Annotated in this window: 17 protein-coding genes; 16 read left to right on the plus strand and 1 reads right to left on the minus strand. The window is 34.8% G+C overall.

The genetic code is table 11. From position 1 onward, the window contains the following. Positions 1-44: 44 nt before the first annotated feature. From glmS to ATN92_RS02925, 5 genes are all read left to right on the plus strand, one after another. On the plus strand, positions 45-1,856 hold the full coding sequence (glmS, locus tag ATN92_RS02905; protein ID WP_056951678.1) for a glutamine--fructose-6-phosphate transaminase (isomerizing): 1,812 nt from the start codon (positions 45-47) through the stop codon (positions 1,854-1,856). Positions 1,857-1,938: 82 nt separating this feature from the next. Continuing rightward, positions 1,939-3,534, plus strand: a complete 1,596-nt coding sequence (locus ATN92_RS02910) for an APC family permease (protein WP_056951680.1) — start codon at positions 1,939-1,941, stop codon at positions 3,532-3,534. A gap of 5 nt (positions 3,535-3,539) precedes the next feature. Beyond that, entirely contained in the window at positions 3,540-4,058 is a 519-nt protein-coding gene (locus ATN92_RS02915) for a VanZ family protein (RefSeq protein WP_056951682.1), read from the plus strand. Positions 4,059-4,179: 121 nt separating this feature from the next. After that, complete coding sequence (locus tag ATN92_RS02920) at positions 4,180-4,878, plus strand: hypothetical protein (protein ID WP_056951684.1); 699 nt, start codon at positions 4,180-4,182, stop codon at positions 4,876-4,878. Between the two features lie 114 nt (positions 4,879-4,992). After that, positions 4,993-5,721: a YebC/PmpR family DNA-binding transcriptional regulator gene (locus ATN92_RS02925; RefSeq protein ID WP_056951686.1), complete on the plus strand. Its 729-nt coding sequence runs from the start codon at positions 4,993-4,995 to the stop codon at positions 5,719-5,721. A 33-nt stretch (positions 5,722-5,754) separates the two neighbouring features. On the opposite strand, the gene ATN92_RS02930 is transcribed toward ATN92_RS02925, so the two are convergent. Beyond that, positions 5,755-6,642 carry a MurR/RpiR family transcriptional regulator gene (locus ATN92_RS02930; protein ID WP_056951688.1) on the minus strand — a complete coding sequence of 296 codons (888 nt, stop codon included), beginning with the start codon at positions 6,640-6,642 and terminating at the stop codon, positions 5,755-5,757. Between the two features lie 170 nt (positions 6,643-6,812). On the opposite strand from ATN92_RS02930, the gene ATN92_RS02935 reads away from it, so the two are divergent. From ATN92_RS02935 to ATN92_RS02985, 11 genes are all read left to right on the plus strand, one after another. Beyond that, positions 6,813-7,853: a Gfo/Idh/MocA family oxidoreductase gene (locus tag ATN92_RS02935; RefSeq protein WP_056951689.1), complete on the plus strand. Its 1,041-nt coding sequence runs from the start codon at positions 6,813-6,815 to the stop codon at positions 7,851-7,853. Between the two features lies 1 nt (position 7,854). Beyond that, positions 7,855-8,832, plus strand: a complete 978-nt coding sequence (locus ATN92_RS02940; RefSeq protein ID WP_056951691.1) for a Gfo/Idh/MocA family protein — start codon at positions 7,855-7,857, stop codon at positions 8,830-8,832. An 86-nt stretch (positions 8,833-8,918) separates the two neighbouring features. Continuing rightward, positions 8,919-9,887: a competence type IV pilus ATPase ComGA gene (gene comGA, locus ATN92_RS02945; protein WP_056951693.1), complete on the plus strand. Its 969-nt coding sequence runs from the start codon at positions 8,919-8,921 to the stop codon at positions 9,885-9,887. After that, positions 9,880-10,866, plus strand: a complete 987-nt coding sequence (locus ATN92_RS02950) for a type II secretion system F family protein (RefSeq protein ID WP_234032520.1) — start codon at positions 9,880-9,882, stop codon at positions 10,864-10,866. The genes comGA and ATN92_RS02950 overlap by 8 nt, the downstream gene beginning before the upstream one ends. Further along, positions 10,866-11,195 carry a competence type IV pilus major pilin ComGC gene (gene comGC / locus ATN92_RS18995; RefSeq protein WP_056951696.1) on the plus strand — a complete coding sequence of 110 codons (330 nt, stop codon included), beginning with the start codon at positions 10,866-10,868 and terminating at the stop codon, positions 11,193-11,195. Before ATN92_RS02950 ends, comGC begins: the two co-directional genes overlap by 1 nt. Beyond that, positions 11,165-11,617: a type II secretion system protein gene (locus tag ATN92_RS02960; RefSeq protein WP_056951697.1), complete on the plus strand. Its 453-nt coding sequence runs from the start codon at positions 11,165-11,167 to the stop codon at positions 11,615-11,617. The genes comGC and ATN92_RS02960 overlap by 31 nt, the downstream gene beginning before the upstream one ends. Then, a complete protein-coding gene (locus tag ATN92_RS02965) occupies positions 11,586-11,864 on the plus strand; it encodes a hypothetical protein (protein ID WP_143444259.1) in 279 nt (92 codons plus the stop codon). The genes ATN92_RS02960 and ATN92_RS02965 overlap by 32 nt, the downstream gene beginning before the upstream one ends. Next, positions 11,842-12,315, plus strand: coding sequence for a ComGF family competence protein (locus tag ATN92_RS02970; RefSeq protein WP_056951698.1), 474 nt, complete (start codon positions 11,842-11,844; stop codon positions 12,313-12,315). The genes ATN92_RS02965 and ATN92_RS02970 overlap by 23 nt, the downstream gene beginning before the upstream one ends. Positions 12,316-12,560: 245 nt before the next feature. After that, positions 12,561-13,574 carry a class I SAM-dependent methyltransferase gene (locus ATN92_RS02975; protein WP_056951699.1) on the plus strand — a complete coding sequence of 338 codons (1,014 nt, stop codon included), beginning with the start codon at positions 12,561-12,563 and terminating at the stop codon, positions 13,572-13,574. A gap of 10 nt (positions 13,575-13,584) precedes the next feature. Further along, the gene (locus ATN92_RS02980) at positions 13,585-14,781 is read left to right on the plus strand and encodes an acetate/propionate family kinase (RefSeq protein ID WP_056951700.1); all 1,197 of its coding nucleotides are present in this window, start codon (positions 13,585-13,587) and stop codon (positions 14,779-14,781) included. A gap of 166 nt (positions 14,782-14,947) precedes the next feature. Next, positions 14,948-16,624 carry an oleate hydratase gene (locus tag ATN92_RS02985; RefSeq protein ID WP_056951701.1) on the plus strand — a complete coding sequence of 559 codons (1,677 nt, stop codon included), beginning with the start codon at positions 14,948-14,950 and terminating at the stop codon, positions 16,622-16,624. The last annotated feature ends 182 nt before the right edge of the window (positions 16,625-16,806 follow it).

A 16,806-nucleotide genomic window follows, 5' to 3' on the forward strand; every position in this document is an offset into this window, starting at 1 on the left:
TATAATAAATTAAACTATACCAATTAAGAAAGGCTATAATTATTATGTGTGGAATTGTCGGAGTAATTGGAAATAATAATACAACTGATATTTTATTAAATGGATTGGAAAAACTTGAATATCGTGGCTATGATTCAGCTGGTATTTACGTTAATAATCAAACAGGTAAAGACTTCTTGGTTAAAGAAGTTGGTAAAATAAGTGAATTAGAAAATGCCGTTACGAGTGATGTTCAAGGCCTAGCCGGAATCGGACATACTAGATGGGCAACACATGGAAAGCCAACAATTGAAAATGCTCATCCTCATTTCTCAGAAGATAACCGTTTTTATCTAGTACACAACGGTGTTATCACTAACTATGCTGAGTTGAAAAATGAATATTTATCTGACTTTAAATTCGAAAGTCAAACTGATACAGAAGTAGCCGTACAATTGGTTGACTACTTTGCTAAGAAGGGTATGGATGGCGAAGCAGCCTTCCGTAAAGCTCTAAGCCTAATTGAAGGCTCATATGCCTTTGCTATGATCGACAAAGAAGAACCAGATCGTATTTTTGTCGCTAAAAATAAGAGCCCACTTCTAATTGGATTAGGTGATGGTTTCAACGTTATCTGTTCCGATGCTATGGCTATGCTTGATCAAACTCATAAGTTTGTTGAAATTCATGATGGCGAAGTTGTTATCTTGAAGAAGGGTTCAGTTGAAATTAGTAAGATTGATGGTACTAAAGTTCAAAGAGATCCTTATACTGTAAATATTGATGAAAATGATATTTCTAAGGGTACATATGATCACTACATGTTGAAAGAAATCGATGAACAACCCAATGTTATGAGAAAGATTTCTAAAAATTATATCAACGATGATGGTTCTTTAAATGTTGAACAAGATTTATTGGATGAAATCAAGCAGGCCGATCGTTTGTATATTGTTGCTGCTGGAACTAGTTATCACGCTGGCTTAGTTGGTCGTAATATCTTTGAAAAGATTGCTGACGTACCAGTAGATGTTGAATTGGGTAGTGAATTTGGTTATCATATGCCAAAACTTTCTAAGAAACCATTCTTTATTTTCTTATCACAAAGTGGTGAAACAGCTGATAGTCGTCAAGTATTGGTTAAAGTTAATGAGATGAAGTTACCGAGTCTAACAATGACAAACGTGGCCAACTCAACTCTTTCTAGAGAAGCTACTTACACAATGGAATTGTTAGCTGGACCAGAAATTGCCGTTGCCTCTACAAAAGCCTATACAGCACAAATTGCTGTTGAAGCAGTATTGGCTAAAGCTTTGGGTGAAGCCAAAAATCTTCAAATTGCTAAAGAATTTAATTTGAAAGAACAATTAGCTTTGGCTGCTAATGGTATTCAAACAATCGTTGACGAAAAAGATAAAATTAAAAAGTTAACAGCCGATTACTTAACAAATAAATCCGATGCTTTCTATATTGGTAGAGGTGTCGATTATGCCTTATCTCTTGAAGCCGCTCTTAAATTGAAAGAAATTTCTTATATTCATGCCGAAGGCTTTGCTGCTGGAGAATTGAAACACGGAACAATTGCTTTGATCGAAAAGGATACACCAGTTTTTGCTTACGTAAATGATGGAATTGATGCTAGCCATACTCGTGGTAATATTCAAGAAGTTGAAGCCCGTGGAGCACATGTTTTGGTAATTGCTAGTCAAAAGTATGCTGAAGCTGGAGACCAAATCATTATTCCGGAAATTGATGAATTGATTTCACCAATCATCAGTATCGTACCAGCTCAACTGATTGCTTATTATGCAAGTTTGGCACGTGGTAATGATGTTGATAAACCTCGTAACCTTGCAAAAAGTGTGACAGTAGAGTAGCCTAAATTTACATAATGGATATATAATAGTCTTCGTAATGAAGGCTATTTTTTTATTATAAAAATTATAGATTGGTGGTTTTATGAGGAATAAAAAATTAAATTTGTTCTCAACAGTAATGTTTGGGCTAAGTGCGATTATTGGTTCAGGTTGGATGTTTGGATCTAGTCAGGCAGCACAAATAGCCGGTCCAGCAGCAATTATTGCGTGGATTGTGGGAGCAGTTTTAGTAGCAATGATTGCAATGGTTTATGTCGAAATTGGGACGATGTTTCCGGAAGAGGGAGCTATGAGTCGATTTACAATGTACACTCATGGTTCGTTGTTAGGACATATTTTCTCATGGGCTAATTGGATTTCATTATTAGCTATTTTACCGATTGAAGCTGTGGCCTCGGTTCAGTACATGAGCACGTGGCCTTGGGAGTGGGCTAATTGGACGCATGGATTTATGAAGGGCGGACAACTTAGCACTCAAGGAATTATGATGGCAACAGTTATGTTGTTCATTTTTACAATTATTAATTATTGGTCAGTTACGATTATGGCTAAATTTAATAATTTCATCTCTGTGTTAAAAGTAATCGTGCCAATTGTTACAATGATTGTTTTGGTTACGGCTCATTTTGATTTCAATAACATGGGGAGTTCATTCAGTGAATTTATGCCTAATGGTACTTCATCGATTTTCGTGGCAATTGGTAGTGCCGGAATTATTTATTCATATGTGGCTTTTCAAACGGTCATTAACTTGAGTAATGACATAAAGAAGCCGTCAGTTAATATTAGACGGGGAATCATTTTATCATTATTGATTAGTGCTTTGATTTATATTGCGTTGCAGATTGTCTTTATCGGGGCATTGCCACAGTCAGTTATCAGTGGTGGATGGTCAAAAATTAACTTTAATTCACCATTTGCTGATTTGGCTATTTTGTTGAATATCTATTGGTTATCAACTTTGGTCTACTTTACAGCCTTCATTTCTCCAGTAGGTAGTGGAATTGCTTTTGCTTCATCTGCAAGTAAATCATTATCTTCAATGCCTAAGAATAAGCATTTGCCTTTATTCTTAAGTAATTCAAATAATAAATACAATTCACCACGGATAGCTTTAATGGTCGACTTTGTTGTTAGTTTTATCTTGATTCTACTATTCAAGAATTGGTCATTACTATCACGTGTGGTTGCAGCATCAACGCTGATTTCCTTGTTATCTGGTCCAGTGGTAGCAGGAAGTTTACGTAAAATGGGTCCGGAAATGAGAAGACCAACAAAAATTAAAGGAATGAAAATTCTAGCTCCAGTTGTTTTTGATTTAATTAGTTTGGCAATTTATTGGGCTATGTTCCCAACTACGGTCGAAGTTATTATAATCATTATTGTTGGATTACCAATTTACTTTGTTTACGATTATCGCCGTGGGTTTAAAGAGTTTAAGCAGAAATTGTATGCCAGTCTCTGGTTGATAGTTCATCTGTTTGGTTTATCAATTATTTCATGGATTGGTGGATCAGATTTCGGTGGAATGAATTTGATTAAGTATCCAATGGACTTTGTTGTTATCTTGATTTTCTCAACTGTAATGTATTATTGGGCAACTCATTCATTGTATTATTCTGGTTACTTCGATGATGCTAAAGAAATCAATTCAACTGTTAAGTTGGATAATAATTAGAGTTAATGGATAATAGTTTAAAAACAAAACAGAAATGGTTTTGGGGACTAGTAGTCGCAATTGAGGCAATTCTTTTTTACAGTTCTTCGATGACTTATAAAGAACAGACTTCAGTACCATTTTTAGAAAAATATTTAGCAGGTAAACCATTTTATAATGCTTTATCTAAAATTGGTTTTACCTACAGCGGCAAGTATCAATCCGTTGAGAATGATGGTTATTTTAAGTTTGTTGAATTCTTCATTCGAAAAGGCGCTCATTTTGGAATTTACTTGTTGTTAGGAGTTTTCTTGTGTTTAGCGTTATACACGTACTTCAAGAAGAACTTCGTTTTGATGATTTTTATTCCTTGGATGGTAGCGACTGGCTTAGCGGCGTTTGATGAATTTCATCAAGGTTTAACTGGTGGACGTACACCGTTAGTTGAGGATGTTATTTTGGATAGTACAGGTGCTTTAGTGGGGATTTTAATATTAGTGCTTGTTCTGTACTTAATTCGTCGACATGAATTTAAAAATAAATAAAACTTTATTAACCTGTGTTTACGGGTTGATAAAGTTTTTTATTTTGTCCAGAAGGGTGTATTCTCTATGTAAGATGTTTAAACATATAATTTGATGTCATCTTATAAAGGTGGTCAAAAAAATGAAGACGAAAAAAATGTTTTTAACAAATGGTTTAGTATGGGGATGGATTTTGATCTTGGGGTTAGGCCAAATTGATATAGTTAATGCATCCTCTAATGATAATAGTGATGTAGTGGAGAATGTGAATGCTACCAAACAAGACGAGAATATTGATACATCCTCGAATACGGTTCATGATTTCACGATACATTTAGGTGATTCAGCTCCAATGTTGAAGGATTTTGTGAATTCAGACGGTGATAGACAAAAATTTACTAGATTAGATTTGACTAAAGTCGATTTAGCTAAAGAGGGTACTTATGATGTTGTAGTAAGTACAGCCAATGGAGAGAATGTTACAGTTCATTTGACCATTTTGCCTATTGCACCGGTAAAATCAACTGATAATTCGAATACTGAGAATAAAAGTGATACAAAAATTGTTAATAAATCCAAAAATCATGTGCAGCCCTTAAAGACGACAGGGATGGTTATGTTTGGAACTGTTTATAAAGCTCCAGAAGTAAAAAAGGAAGCTGTAAAAGAGACAGAACAATCCCATTTTAAGGATAATTTAGTAAGCGCTCGCAGAAATCCAGCGAATAATCTAAAAACTTTTCCACAAACAGGTAACGATAATGACATTAAAGTCCGTCTATTAGGCGTTGCACTGGGATTTTTAGCTTTGATCAATTTAGATTTTAAAAAATTCAATTGAGTTAAAGAAAATATCTTCTTTTATGGTTTATTTAGCCTACGGATATTGAAATACCGCGATTAGTTTGATAAAATTATATGCGGTTTACAATAATCATGAAAGAAGGAAACAGAAATGTCAGGACATTCAAAATGGCATAACATCCAAGGTAGAAAAAGCGCCCAAGATGCAAAACGTGGTAAAATCTTCCAAAAGCTGTCTCGTGAGTTATTCATGGCAGCTAAATCGGGTGGTGCCGATCCTAACGATAATGCTGCCCTTCGTTTAATCGTAGATAAAGCTCGTGCAGCTAATATGCCAAAGGACAACATCAAACGTGCCTTAGACAAGGCTGAAGGTGGCAGTGATGAACATTATGATGAAGTTACATACGAAGGCTACGCTCCAGGTGGAGTTGCAGTTCTAGTAGAAGCTTTAACAGATAACAAGAACAGAACTGCTTCTGCCGTACGTGTTGCATTTACCCGTAACGGAGGAAGCTTGGGCTCAAGTGGTTCAGTTGCTTACATGTTCGACCGTAAAGGTTACATTGTTTTGGACCGTACAAAGAATACTCAAGACGAAGATACTGTTTTGATGGATATCATGGACCTTGGTGCTGATGATCTACAAACATCAGATGACGCTTATGAAATCTATACTGAAGCTAAAGAATTTGCAGCCGTTCGTGATGGTTTGATCGAAAAGGGCTACGAACTTGCTGATTCAGAATTAACAATGATTCCTCAAAACACTACACCTGTTCCAGAAGAGAAAAAAGAACAATTTCAACATATGATTGATCAACTTGAAGATGATGAAGATGTTTCAGAAGTTTATACTGCTGCTGACGATGAAGAATAAGTTCTTTAACTAAAAAGACCGTAAACATTATGTTTACGATCTTTTTTTGTCTTTAGGGATACTATCAAGGATGTCGTTAGAAGTTAGTTTATTATAGTTACTCTGCAATTTGATTAAATTCTTTTTGTATGATTGTGAGTAAACGATGGCAAAGAGAGTATCCAGTAGATATTCAAAGGTGATTTGGGAAGCAAAAGTACTGACCTTAAAAATATCGTACTCGTTTTGAATGATGGAAATAGTTTGAGAGGCATATTGAATCATTTGACTGTCAGGATTACCTGTTATCAAGAGTGTAGGAACTTTCTGTTGTTTTAGAAATTTTATTAGATTCAAATAGTTGGAACTATTACCAGTATAAGAAAGAAAAATTGCTAAGTCATTTTCATCCAAATTGACGGAAGTCCATGATTCATCACTGTATTCTTCAGCGATGATGGCAAATTTATTAATCTTAACAAGTTTACTCTGAAAACCACGAGCTCGAATCTGAGTGTCACCAATTGCGAAGAGAACTAGACGTTTGCTTTCCATAATTTTGGCAGCAGCAGCGTTTAGTTCTTTTTCGCTTATTTGCGCTAAAGTTCTTTTTACAGCGTTGATAGTTAAGTCGGAAATGTTTTTGGCAATATCAAGGGCTGAGTCAGTCGAAGAAAAAGGAAAATTGGCATCGACATCATTTAGCTTGGTAATATTTTGTTGAACATCCTTACTGATGTCTTGTCGCATGGCTCGAAAGCCACTGTAATCTAATTTTTTGGCAAAACGGACAATCGCCGAATGGGATGTATAAGTTTTTGAGGCTAAAGTTTGAATTGCCATGGTCGAGACGGCATTAAGATTGTTTTCGATGTATTTAGCGATACGTTGTTCGTTATCGGTTAAATCATTAATATGGGTAATTCTATCTGAAAAAAGCATAAGCAGATCTCCTTCTAAACTGATTATACCGAATCCATTGAACATAATGTTTATGAGATTGGTGTAATTGATACTTATCTTTGTTCATAATGACCAGTTTCAAGTCAAAAGGTTATCAATTTGGTCTTTTGCCTGTAGAGTGTGTTTATGGATAAAGGGAGGAATCAATTATGAAAAAATTGACTATCGCATATATTGGGAATGGTAAAAGTGCTAACCGTTATCATCTACCATTTTCATTAAAATTAAAGGATCAAATTAAAGTAAAGACAATCTACGCTCGTCACATCAGCCATGATGTTTGGAAGAGGATTGACGGAATCAATTATACGACTGATATAAATGATATTTATAATGATCCAGAAATTCAATTAGTGGTTTTGTCAGTCCCAGCTGAAGCACATTATAAATTAGCAAAAGAAGTACTCAATCATAATAAGAATGTATTGGTAGAAAAACCATTTACAGAAACAGAAGCCCAAGCCAAAGAATTATTTCAATTGGCAAATGATAAACATCTATTGATTCAATGTTATCAAAATCGTCGTTACGATTCAGATTTCTTAACTGTTCAAAAAGTGATTGAAAGTGGAAAACTTGGGGATATCTTGGAAGTTGAATCGACCTATGATTATTTCCGTCCTTATGTTCCTGAAGGCGAAAAACAATTTTCAGTTGGTCATAGTTTCTTGTATGGTCATGCCTGCCATACCTTGGATCAAATTATTTCATATTTTGGCAAAGCAGATAAAGTTCACTACGATGTTCGTCAACTATTAGGTGAAAATCGCATGAACGATTACTTTGATATTGATATGTATTACGGAATTATGAAGGTTTCAGTTAAGTCGAGTTATTTCAGATTAGTACCACGTCCTAGTTTTACGGTTTATGGTAAAAAAGGTGTCTTTGTGAAACAGGATATGGATCGTCAAGAAGTTGATTTGAAGCATTTTTATATGCCAGATCATGATGATTTCGGTATTGATCGTCCAGAGGATTATGGAACTTTAACTTATTTAGATGATAACGATCAATATCATCAGGAAAAAGTTGTTTCTGAAGTTGGCGATTATAGTCGTGTCTATCAAGGACTATATGATGCTATCATCAACGGCAAGCCTAAGACAGTAAAAGATGAAGAGACTATTTATCAAATTCATATGCTCGAAATGGGTATAAATCAAATTACGGAAGAGGAAGGTAATTAGGATGAAATTAGCGATATTTGGAGCTGGCATGATCGTCAAAGATTTCCTAACGATGATTCACGATATCCCTGAAGTGGAATTAACTGCTATTATGGGAACACCAAAAGATTTATCAACTATGGAAGAATTGCAAAAAACTAATCAGATCAAGAAGATTTATACTGATGCAAAGGAGTGCTTAGCTGATCCAGAAATTGATACTGTATATGTGGCATTGCCTAACTTTTTACATTATCAGTTTGCTAAAATGGCTTTGGAAGCTGGCAAAAATGTTATTTGCGAAAAACCATTTACATTGAATTCGATCCAATTAGTTGAGTTAAAAAAATTAGCTGAAGCTAAAAATCTAATTTTGGTTGAAGCAATTACTAATCAATACTTGTCTAATTATCAATCACTAAAACAAGCCTTACCGGAGCTAGGATCTTTAAAGGTAATTGAATGCAATTATTCACAATATTCGCATCGTTATGACGCCTTTTTAGCTGGAAAAATCTTGCCAGTCTTTGATCCTAAAAAAGGTGGCGGCGCTCTAATGGATTTGAATATTTACAATATTCATTTTGTAATTGGTTTGATGGGTGCTCCTAAGGCAGTTCATTATTATGCTAACGTAACGCGAGGAATTGATACTTCCGGTATTTTGGTACTCGATTATCCTGGGACAAAAGTGGTCTGCATTGCTGCTAAGGATTGTTCAGCTCAGGTTACTTCAACTATTCAAGGCAATAAAGGATCAATTGTTGTTGATGGACCAACCAATGTAATGAAGGATTACAGTGAACAACTAAATGGTGCTGAATCTGAACAGGTAGATAAAAAAATTCATTCTCATCGCATGTATGAAGAGTTTAAAACTTTCAATCAAATGATCAAACAACACGATATGAAAGCCGCTAAAGAAAGAATGCAACACAGTATGACCGTTATGAACGTTGTCGATGCTGCATTGAAAGATTCAGGAATTAAATTAGGTTAAAAATACTCTCAGTAATTGTAAAAAAGATTACTGAGAGTATTTTTTTGCTTTTTTCTTCGTAATTTTTACCTGAAAGGGGGCATTTGATGACAGCCGAAACAATGGTCAATAATTTATTAACGGAAGCATGTATCAATAAAATTTCAGATATTTATTTTTTTCCACACGATAACTTTTATCACATTGAAGCGAGTAATTCTTTTCAGAACTACACAGTAGCCGATTTAACTAATGATGAGAGTTTTGCCATTATGAATTTTTTAAAATTTAATGGTGGATTAGATGTATCTGAGCGACGTCGGTCACAGAAAGGATCGTTTAATTTTAACTATCAAAATAAACGTATCTTTATCAGAATTTCCTCAGTAGGAGATTTTCAGAATCGTGAATCCATGGTCGTGAGATTAATTTATCCACAGGAATTTAATTCAATGGTGAATGAAATTTTAATTCAGAAAATTTTACCAATCGCCCGACGAAAAGGAATGATGTTATTTTCTGGACCAATGGGCTCAGGCAAAACTTCTTTGATGTACACTCTGGGACGACAATTAAGTATTAATAAGAAAGTTATGTGTATTGAGGACCCAATTGAGATTGTTGAAGATAGTTTTTTACAGTTACAAGTCAACGATGATGCAGGGATGACTTATGAAGAATTGATAAAAACTAGTCTTCGTCATCGACCAGAGGTGTTAATTATCGGTGAAATTAGGGATAAACATACAGCACAGCAGGCCATTCAAGCGGCACTCTGTGGTTATACAGTGATGTCAACGATTCATGGAAAATCTAAGTATTCCATTCTTCAGCGTTTGCGACAATTTGGAATTGACGAGATTGATATTTTGAATGGGATTAATTTTATTTCCTATCAACGTTTAATACCGACCTTTAATGATTTGGAATTGTTTATTGATACCTTAAATTCAACACAGATTGAGAAATATTTAAAAGATGAAGTTGCTGATAAAAATTGGCAAACAATGTTAGAAGAAGCCTATCAAGTCGGTCGAATCAATCAAAAAACTTATCAGGAATATATTTATGGTTAAAAAGTTTTCAACGGCAAAAAAAGCTGAATATTTAATTTTAATTAGTAAACTTTTGAAAAATGGTTTTTCACTAAGTGATTCAATCAATTGTCTCCGTTTACTGGACGATGAGAAAAGTGTATTTGATCTGATTTATCAGGATTTACAGCAAGGGAAAATGATTTCACAATCATTGATCCATTTTAAATTACCCGCTGTTATTTATAATCAATTGATTATCGCCCAAAACCATGGAAGATTGGCTCAAGCCTTAGAACAGACTGGGGTTCTCTTACAAAGTCAGTCTAAACAGAAGAACAAATTTAAAGAATTGTTGGCTTATCCTGCTTTCATATTAATGTTTTTAATCACAATGTTAATAGGGATGAAACTCTATATTGTTCCTCAGTTAGCTGTCGCAGGTGGTAGTCAGGCAATAGACTTATTTCTAGGATTAATTTTACTAGTTCTGCTTTTGATAACCTTAAGTATTTTCTCATTAGCAATCTTTCTTAGAAAAAAAGATGAGTATGATCGGGCTTTGTTTCTTGTGAAATTACCATTTGTAGGGAAAATTTATCAGAGCTTTTTTCATTTTTTGATATTACAAGGATTAGGAATGCAATTGGCTAACGGAATGAACCTCCAAAGCATTTGTGAAAATAATAATCACTTTCAAAAAGGTTCAATTCAAGAGCATTTGGCGACTAAATTTATTAATAATTTGATTAGTGGGAAAAGCTTATTAACATTGGTCGAAAAAGAACCACTGTTGCCAAAACAATTACAGATTATCTTACAAGCTGGTGAAAGTGGAACGGCATTGGCACAAGATATCTTGTTGATGTCAGAATTAAAATTTGAAGAAACACAACGTAATCTCAAAAAATTATTAGGACTAGTACAGCCAATTTTATTTGCCGTTATAGCGATTGTAATTGTCGTAACTTACTTAATAGTTTTGTTACCAATTTATGGAATGATGAAGGGAATCTCGTAATGAAGAAAATAAGAAAAGGTTTTACTTTAATTGAAATGGTTATCGTCTTGTTCATAATCTCATTGTTACTTTTGATTATGATTCCCAATTTAACTAAGCAACGTGATAACGCCAATAAGAAATCGAATGAGGCTTTAAGAACTACTGTTGTTAGTCAAGCTGGGTTATATTCGGAAGATCATTCTGAAGATGAAATCAATATAGGCACATTAAAAAAAGCTAATTACATTAGTCAGAAACAATTTGATAAGTTGAATAATGCTAAATTAGATTTGAAGAAGGATAAAGAAACCGGAGAATGGACACTAGTAGACACGGGTTCACATTAATTGAAACAGTAATTGGTTTAGCAATCGTCTGTAGTTTGGTTGCTGTATCAGTGTGGAACCTCAAAGATTATCAAGCTCGTATTGAAGAAAAAGAATCCTTAGAGTGGTTTAAGAATTCGTTTAAAAATGAAATGAATTATTCTTATCTTAATCAGAAACCGGCTTATCTAAAAATTCGTGGTGATCACGTTACTTTTGGGCGGTATGCAGTTAATGGAAAAATTGTTTTAAAGAAAAAGATTTTTCCAAAAACCTTGAGGAATACTAACGGTCCGATTGATTATTTTATTAGGAGGTCTGGTCAGTCGGATCCTAAAATAATTATATTTGAATCCAAACTGACACATCGTAAGTATGAATATCGAATTCAAATGGGATGGGGTGAAATTATTGAAAAGACACAGCGGCTTTATCCTGGTTGAAGCATTAACTTCCTTAACGATTTCTTTAACCATTATTTTTATGTTGTCGCTTTGTGTCAGTGAACAGTTCAAATTGATCAATCAGTGGGAACAAAGAGTCAATGCTCACAAAATAATATTGTTGCATTTGGAAAATTCGCATATGCCTAATAGAGTAACGATAAAGAATCGAATCTATTACTATCAAAAGATTGGAAATACATATCAAGTTAGGGTAAATAATCATGTCTATCAAGTTAAGAGCTAGAAGAAAGGGCTTTGTTCTGTATGAATCAATTTTAGCTTTGATGATAACTTTAATGACTTTAGGAATCTTGCAACAATCATTGTTGATAATGAGGACAGTGCAACATACTACGTTTAGAGATCAGCTACGTTGGCATGTAACTCAAGAGAAGATTCAAAGTGAAATGGACCATGCTTTAAGAATAGATGAAGTGAAAGACAATCATATATCTTATACAAAACCGGAGTGGCTTAATGATAAGCATCCGGCTTTTGTTTTTAATATCTTTGGCAAAGGGGATAATAAAATGTTACGATATAAGACCGTTGTCAGTGGTGGACATGAGCCTATTTTAGTAAATCAAAGAGAAATTAAGATTGAAAAAATCTCAAATTTAGTTATCATAACAACAGTGAATAAAGCCGGTGAAAAATCTGAAATGTACTTAACGTTGGATGAACATAAATTGTAAAAGAAGCGGTGCGGTTTTATTAAATAGTATTTTAATATTATCGGTCGTAATTTTAATTGTAGGATACACTAGTAATTTGATTGGCGAACAAATCTCGGGATACCGGCGTTTAGATGAGATTTATGAGCAACAAATTAACAAGAAAATTAATAAAAGTAATAAAATAGACTATTGTGAATTGACGAGTCCTTGAATAAAATCGTTTTCAACGTTAAAATTTTAATTATTAAGCAAAGAGGTTAACCATGTCAGAAAAAGATATGCAAACATATTTTGATAAGATGAATCAAGCTAATTCTTTATTAAAGGAGTCCTTAAGAGTTAACAACATTGAATCACTTGCCGAAACATTAACAGATATTTCTGATGGCAGCGTTTATGTCGAGAACGGTGTTCCTGACAAAGATACTGTTTCTAAGTTAGAAAATATCTATGCAGAGATGAAGAAATTAAATCTAACTCCACTGCAACTTAAGCAAGCGATTACAGTATCAATTATCAAAGCTCAAAAAGATGATAAAGCTGAAGTTAATAAATTAATGACTCCTGATGCGATTGGTTTGATAACTAGCTTAATTGCTTATGAGGTACTAAATGTTCAAAATAAGAAAGACGTGAACATAGTCGATCCAACTGTTGGAACAGGTAACTTGCTGATTGAAGTTATTGAACAATTGAATATGACTGACAAATTCAATATCAATGCTGCGGCACTTGATAATGACGATGCGTTAGTTTCTTTAACAAAATCATTTAGTGAAGTAATGAATCTTAATTTAGACGCTTATCATCAGGATAGTGTCGCCGATTGGGATATTACTGATATTGATTTGGCAGTGGCTGATTTACCAGTTGGCTATTATCCAATTGATGACAATGCTAAGAATTTCAAAACAAAATCAGACAAGGGACATTCTTATGCTCACCATTTGTTGATTGAACAAACTATGAATAATTTAAATGACGGTGGAATCGGTATATTCATTGTACCTTCACAGATTTTCCAAACTGACCAAGCAAAGAAATTATCTGAATGGATGGTTTCAAGTGTTTATCTGCAAGCTGTATTAGATTTGCCAACAAGCTTATTTGCATCAAAAGAAGCACAAAAGGCAGTCGTAGTTTTACAAAAACATGGCGATAATGCTAAGCAAGTGGAAAATGTTTTGATGGGCACAATACCAGATACCAATAACCCTAAGTTGTTTGAGGGATTTAAAGACCAGTTGCAAAGCTGGGCAAAAAATTTTAAAGGTTAGGTGAGATTAAATGTCTAAAATCATGGCCGTTAATTCTGGTAGCTCTACATTGAAGTGGAAACTATATACAGTACCTGATGAGAAGGTTATCGCCAAAGGAATGGTAGATCGTTTGGGATTACCAGATTCAGTCTTTGAAGTTCAATATAATGGCAAGAAAATCAGTGAATTGGGAGACATTCCTGATCATACAACTGCTGTTAATATGATGCTTGATAAATTGATTGAATTGAAAATAATCAAAAGTTATGACGAGATCACCGGAGTAGGTCATCGTGTTGTCGCTGGTGGTAGTATCTTTAAAGATTCAGCCATCGTAACACCACGCGTGATCCAACAAATCAGAAATCTTTCTGAATATGCCCCATTACATAATCCCGGTCAAGCAACTGGAATTGAAGCATTTGAAAAGATTTTGCCAGATGTTCCTCAAGTAGCAGTCTTTGATACTTCGTTCCATCAAACAATGGATCCGGTCAATTACTTGTATAGTATTCCTTATGAGTATTATGAAAAATATGGAGTTCGTAAATTTGGTGCCCATGGTACAAGTCACCGCTATGTATCACAAGCAGCGGCCGATTACTTACAAAGACCATTAGCTGACCTTAAGATTATTTCTGCCCATCTTGGTAGTGGAGCTTCAATTGATGCAATTGAAGACGGTAAATCAGTTGATACATCCATGGGATTCACTCCATTGGCTGGTATTACTATGAGTACACGCTCTGGGGATGTTGATCCTTCATTGGTTGCTTATTTGATGCAAAAGATGAAGATTACTGATCCTGATGAAATGGTAAAAATTTTGAATACTAAATCTGGTTTGTTGGGACTTTCAGGTGTATCACCAGATATGCGTGATTTGTTAGCAACTAAGGATGAAAATCATCGTTCTGATTTGGCTATCAAGATTTTTGTCAATCGAATTGTTAAGTATATTGGCTCATATATTGCCCTACTGGGTGGAGCTGATGTCTTGATCTTTACTGCTGGCGTTGGTGCTGGAAGTGCTGAAATTCGTGAGGACATTGTAAACCACTTTAATTATCGTGGTATAAGAATTGATAAAGAAGCTAACGAAAATGGCAAAGGAATTCGTCGTATCAGTACAAAAGATTCAACTACTGATGTTTTGGTTGTACCAACTGACGAGGAATTAATGATTGTTCGTGATGTAGTTAGATTAATAAAATATAGTGATTAAAAATCAAGGAATCAAAACAAATTTAAGTTGTTTTGATTCCTTTTTTAGTGTTAAAAATTAGATTAAAAATGTTGCCAATAATGCGATGTAAGCCTTTACTTTTTTATTTTTACTGTTATATTAAGGGTGTATAGAAAAGAGCAAATTTGGAATGGAGGTTCATGATATGACAAGAAAAGCCTACATGATTGGTACAGGTGTTGGTAACTTAGCTGCTGCTATTTATTTGATTCGTGATGGGGGATTTAATGGCGATCAAATTACAATGATGGGTCTAGAAGACCATGGTGCAAACGATGGTGCTGCAGTTAAAGACTATGAAACAGAGTATGGTAACCAAGCTTTATCGAACAGCAAAGGATTCCTAGCAAAAGGTGGAAGAATGTTGAACGAAGAGACATTTGAAAACCTTTGGGATGTATTGCGTTCAGTACCTTCATTGGATCATCCTGGACAAACAGTTACGGATGACATTTTGAATTTTGACCACGCTCATCCAACACATGATGTTGGACGTTTGATCGATAGCGATGGTCCACGTGTAAAACCTAATAAAGACAATTACAGACATATGCAATTTGATAATAAGGATCGTTATTTATTATCTAAATTGATGTTGATGCCTGAAAAGGATGAAGAAAAACTAAATAACATTAGTATTGCTGAATGGTTTGCAAGCAGTCCACATTTCTTCACAACTAATTTCTGGTACATGTGGCAAACAACATTTGCTTTCAAACGTGCTAGTTCAGCTGTTGAGCTACGTCGTTATATGAATCGTATGATTCTTGAATTCAGTCGTATCAATACACTAGAAGGTGTTACAAGAAGTCCATACAATCAATTTGAAAGTATCATTTTGCCAATGCGCAAGTATTTGGAAGATCGTGGTGTAACCTTCATCAATAACCGTAAAGTTACTGATTTGGAATTCAAAGATACACCACTTCAAGATGATATTATCGTTACTGGACTCAAGTATGAAGAAGTCGACAATGATAACAAAGAAGGACACATTGATATTGCTGAAAACGACTTAGTCTTCGATACTAATGGTTCAATTACTGATAGTTCAGCACTTGGTGACTTTAATACACCATTTAAGGAAAATATGGATTATGCACCTAGTGCAGCACTTTGGAAGAAAGCAGCTGAGAAGTTCTATTCTCTAGGTAATCCTGACAAATTCTTTGGTGATCGTACACAAAGTGAGTGGGTCAGTCTCACAGTTACAACCAACAGCCACTTCTTGGTAAATGAAATTTCACGTATTACACAACAAGAGCCCGGAAATGCTTTGAATACATGGATTAACAGTACACCATTGTTGTCAATCGTTGTTCATCATCAACCACACTTCAAGGCACAAAAGCCTAATGAGTCAACATTCTGGGGTTACTTCATGTATCCAAGAAGAAATGGTGATTATGTACAAAAGCCTGTAATGGAAATGACAGGTAAAGAAATGCTAGAAGAATTATTAGGCCACTTAGCAGAAGTAGATCCAAGCAAAGACAATATCAAGAACCATACACAGGAAATTATGGACAGCATTGTCAATGTAATTCCTGTTCACCTACCATATGCAAGTGCAATGTTCAATCAAAGAGCCGTCGGAGATCGTCCAGATGTAGTTCCAAAGAACAGTAAGAATTTGGCCTTCATCAGTCAATTCTGTGAACAACCATTCGATATGGTCTTTACGGAACAATATTCATTCCGTGCAGCACAACGTGCCGTATATACATTGTTGAATATTCCATTGTCAGAGATGACACCAATGCACCATTATGAGAAAGATCCAAAAGTAATGGCACGTGCTACTAAGACCATGTTTAGATAATAGAGAGAGGGTGGAGCAAGGGCGAACAGCCTCCGAGGATTTGCCTAAGTACTGGAATCGCACGCGTACTATGCGGGCAATTCCAGCACTGTAGCAAACCACAGGAGGTTGCCCTTGCGCAACCCGTTTAGGCAGCATACTTGAGAAGAAAAATATAAAAATTTGGTTGTTAGAATCTGAAG

Source organism: Companilactobacillus bobalius (assembly GCF_009764355.1).

Bases quoted from the DNA above. Each gene is read 5' to 3' on its own strand.
- ATN92_RS02985 (WP_056951701.1), top strand. From the start codon at position 14,948: ATGACAAGAAAAGCCTACATGATTGGTACAGGTGTTGGTAACTTAGCT.
- glmS (WP_056951678.1), top strand. From the start codon at position 45: ATGTGTGGAATTGTCGGAGTAATTGGAAATAATAATACAACTGATATT.
- ATN92_RS02980 (WP_056951700.1), top strand. From the start codon at position 13,585: ATGTCTAAAATCATGGCCGTTAATTCTGGTAGCTCTACATTGAAGTGG.
- ATN92_RS02915 (WP_056951682.1), top strand. From the start codon at position 3,540: ATGGATAATAGTTTAAAAACAAAACAGAAATGGTTTTGGGGACTAGTA.
- ATN92_RS02940 (WP_056951691.1), top strand. From the start codon at position 7,855: ATGAAATTAGCGATATTTGGAGCTGGCATGATCGTCAAAGATTTCCTA.
- ATN92_RS02975 (WP_056951699.1), top strand. From the start codon at position 12,561: ATGTCAGAAAAAGATATGCAAACATATTTTGATAAGATGAATCAAGCT.
- ATN92_RS02930 (WP_056951688.1), bottom strand. From the start codon at position 6,642: ATGCTTTTTTCAGATAGAATTACCCATATTAATGATTTAACCGATAAC.
- ATN92_RS02910 (WP_056951680.1), top strand. From the start codon at position 1,939: ATGAGGAATAAAAAATTAAATTTGTTCTCAACAGTAATGTTTGGGCTA.
- comGC (WP_056951696.1), top strand. From the start codon at position 10,866: ATGAAGAAAATAAGAAAAGGTTTTACTTTAATTGAAATGGTTATCGTC.
- ATN92_RS02925 (WP_056951686.1), top strand. From the start codon at position 4,993: ATGTCAGGACATTCAAAATGGCATAACATCCAAGGTAGAAAAAGCGCC.
- ATN92_RS02920 (WP_056951684.1), top strand. From the start codon at position 4,180: ATGAAGACGAAAAAAATGTTTTTAACAAATGGTTTAGTATGGGGATGG.
- comGA (WP_056951693.1), top strand. From the start codon at position 8,919: ATGACAGCCGAAACAATGGTCAATAATTTATTAACGGAAGCATGTATC.
- ATN92_RS02960 (WP_056951697.1), top strand. From the start codon at position 11,165: ATGGACACTAGTAGACACGGGTTCACATTAATTGAAACAGTAATTGGT.
- ATN92_RS02935 (WP_056951689.1), top strand. From the start codon at position 6,813: ATGAAAAAATTGACTATCGCATATATTGGGAATGGTAAAAGTGCTAAC.
- ATN92_RS02950 (WP_234032520.1), top strand. From the start codon at position 9,880: ATGGTTAAAAAGTTTTCAACGGCAAAAAAAGCTGAATATTTAATTTTA.
- ATN92_RS02970 (WP_056951698.1), top strand. From the start codon at position 11,842: ATGTCTATCAAGTTAAGAGCTAGAAGAAAGGGCTTTGTTCTGTATGAA.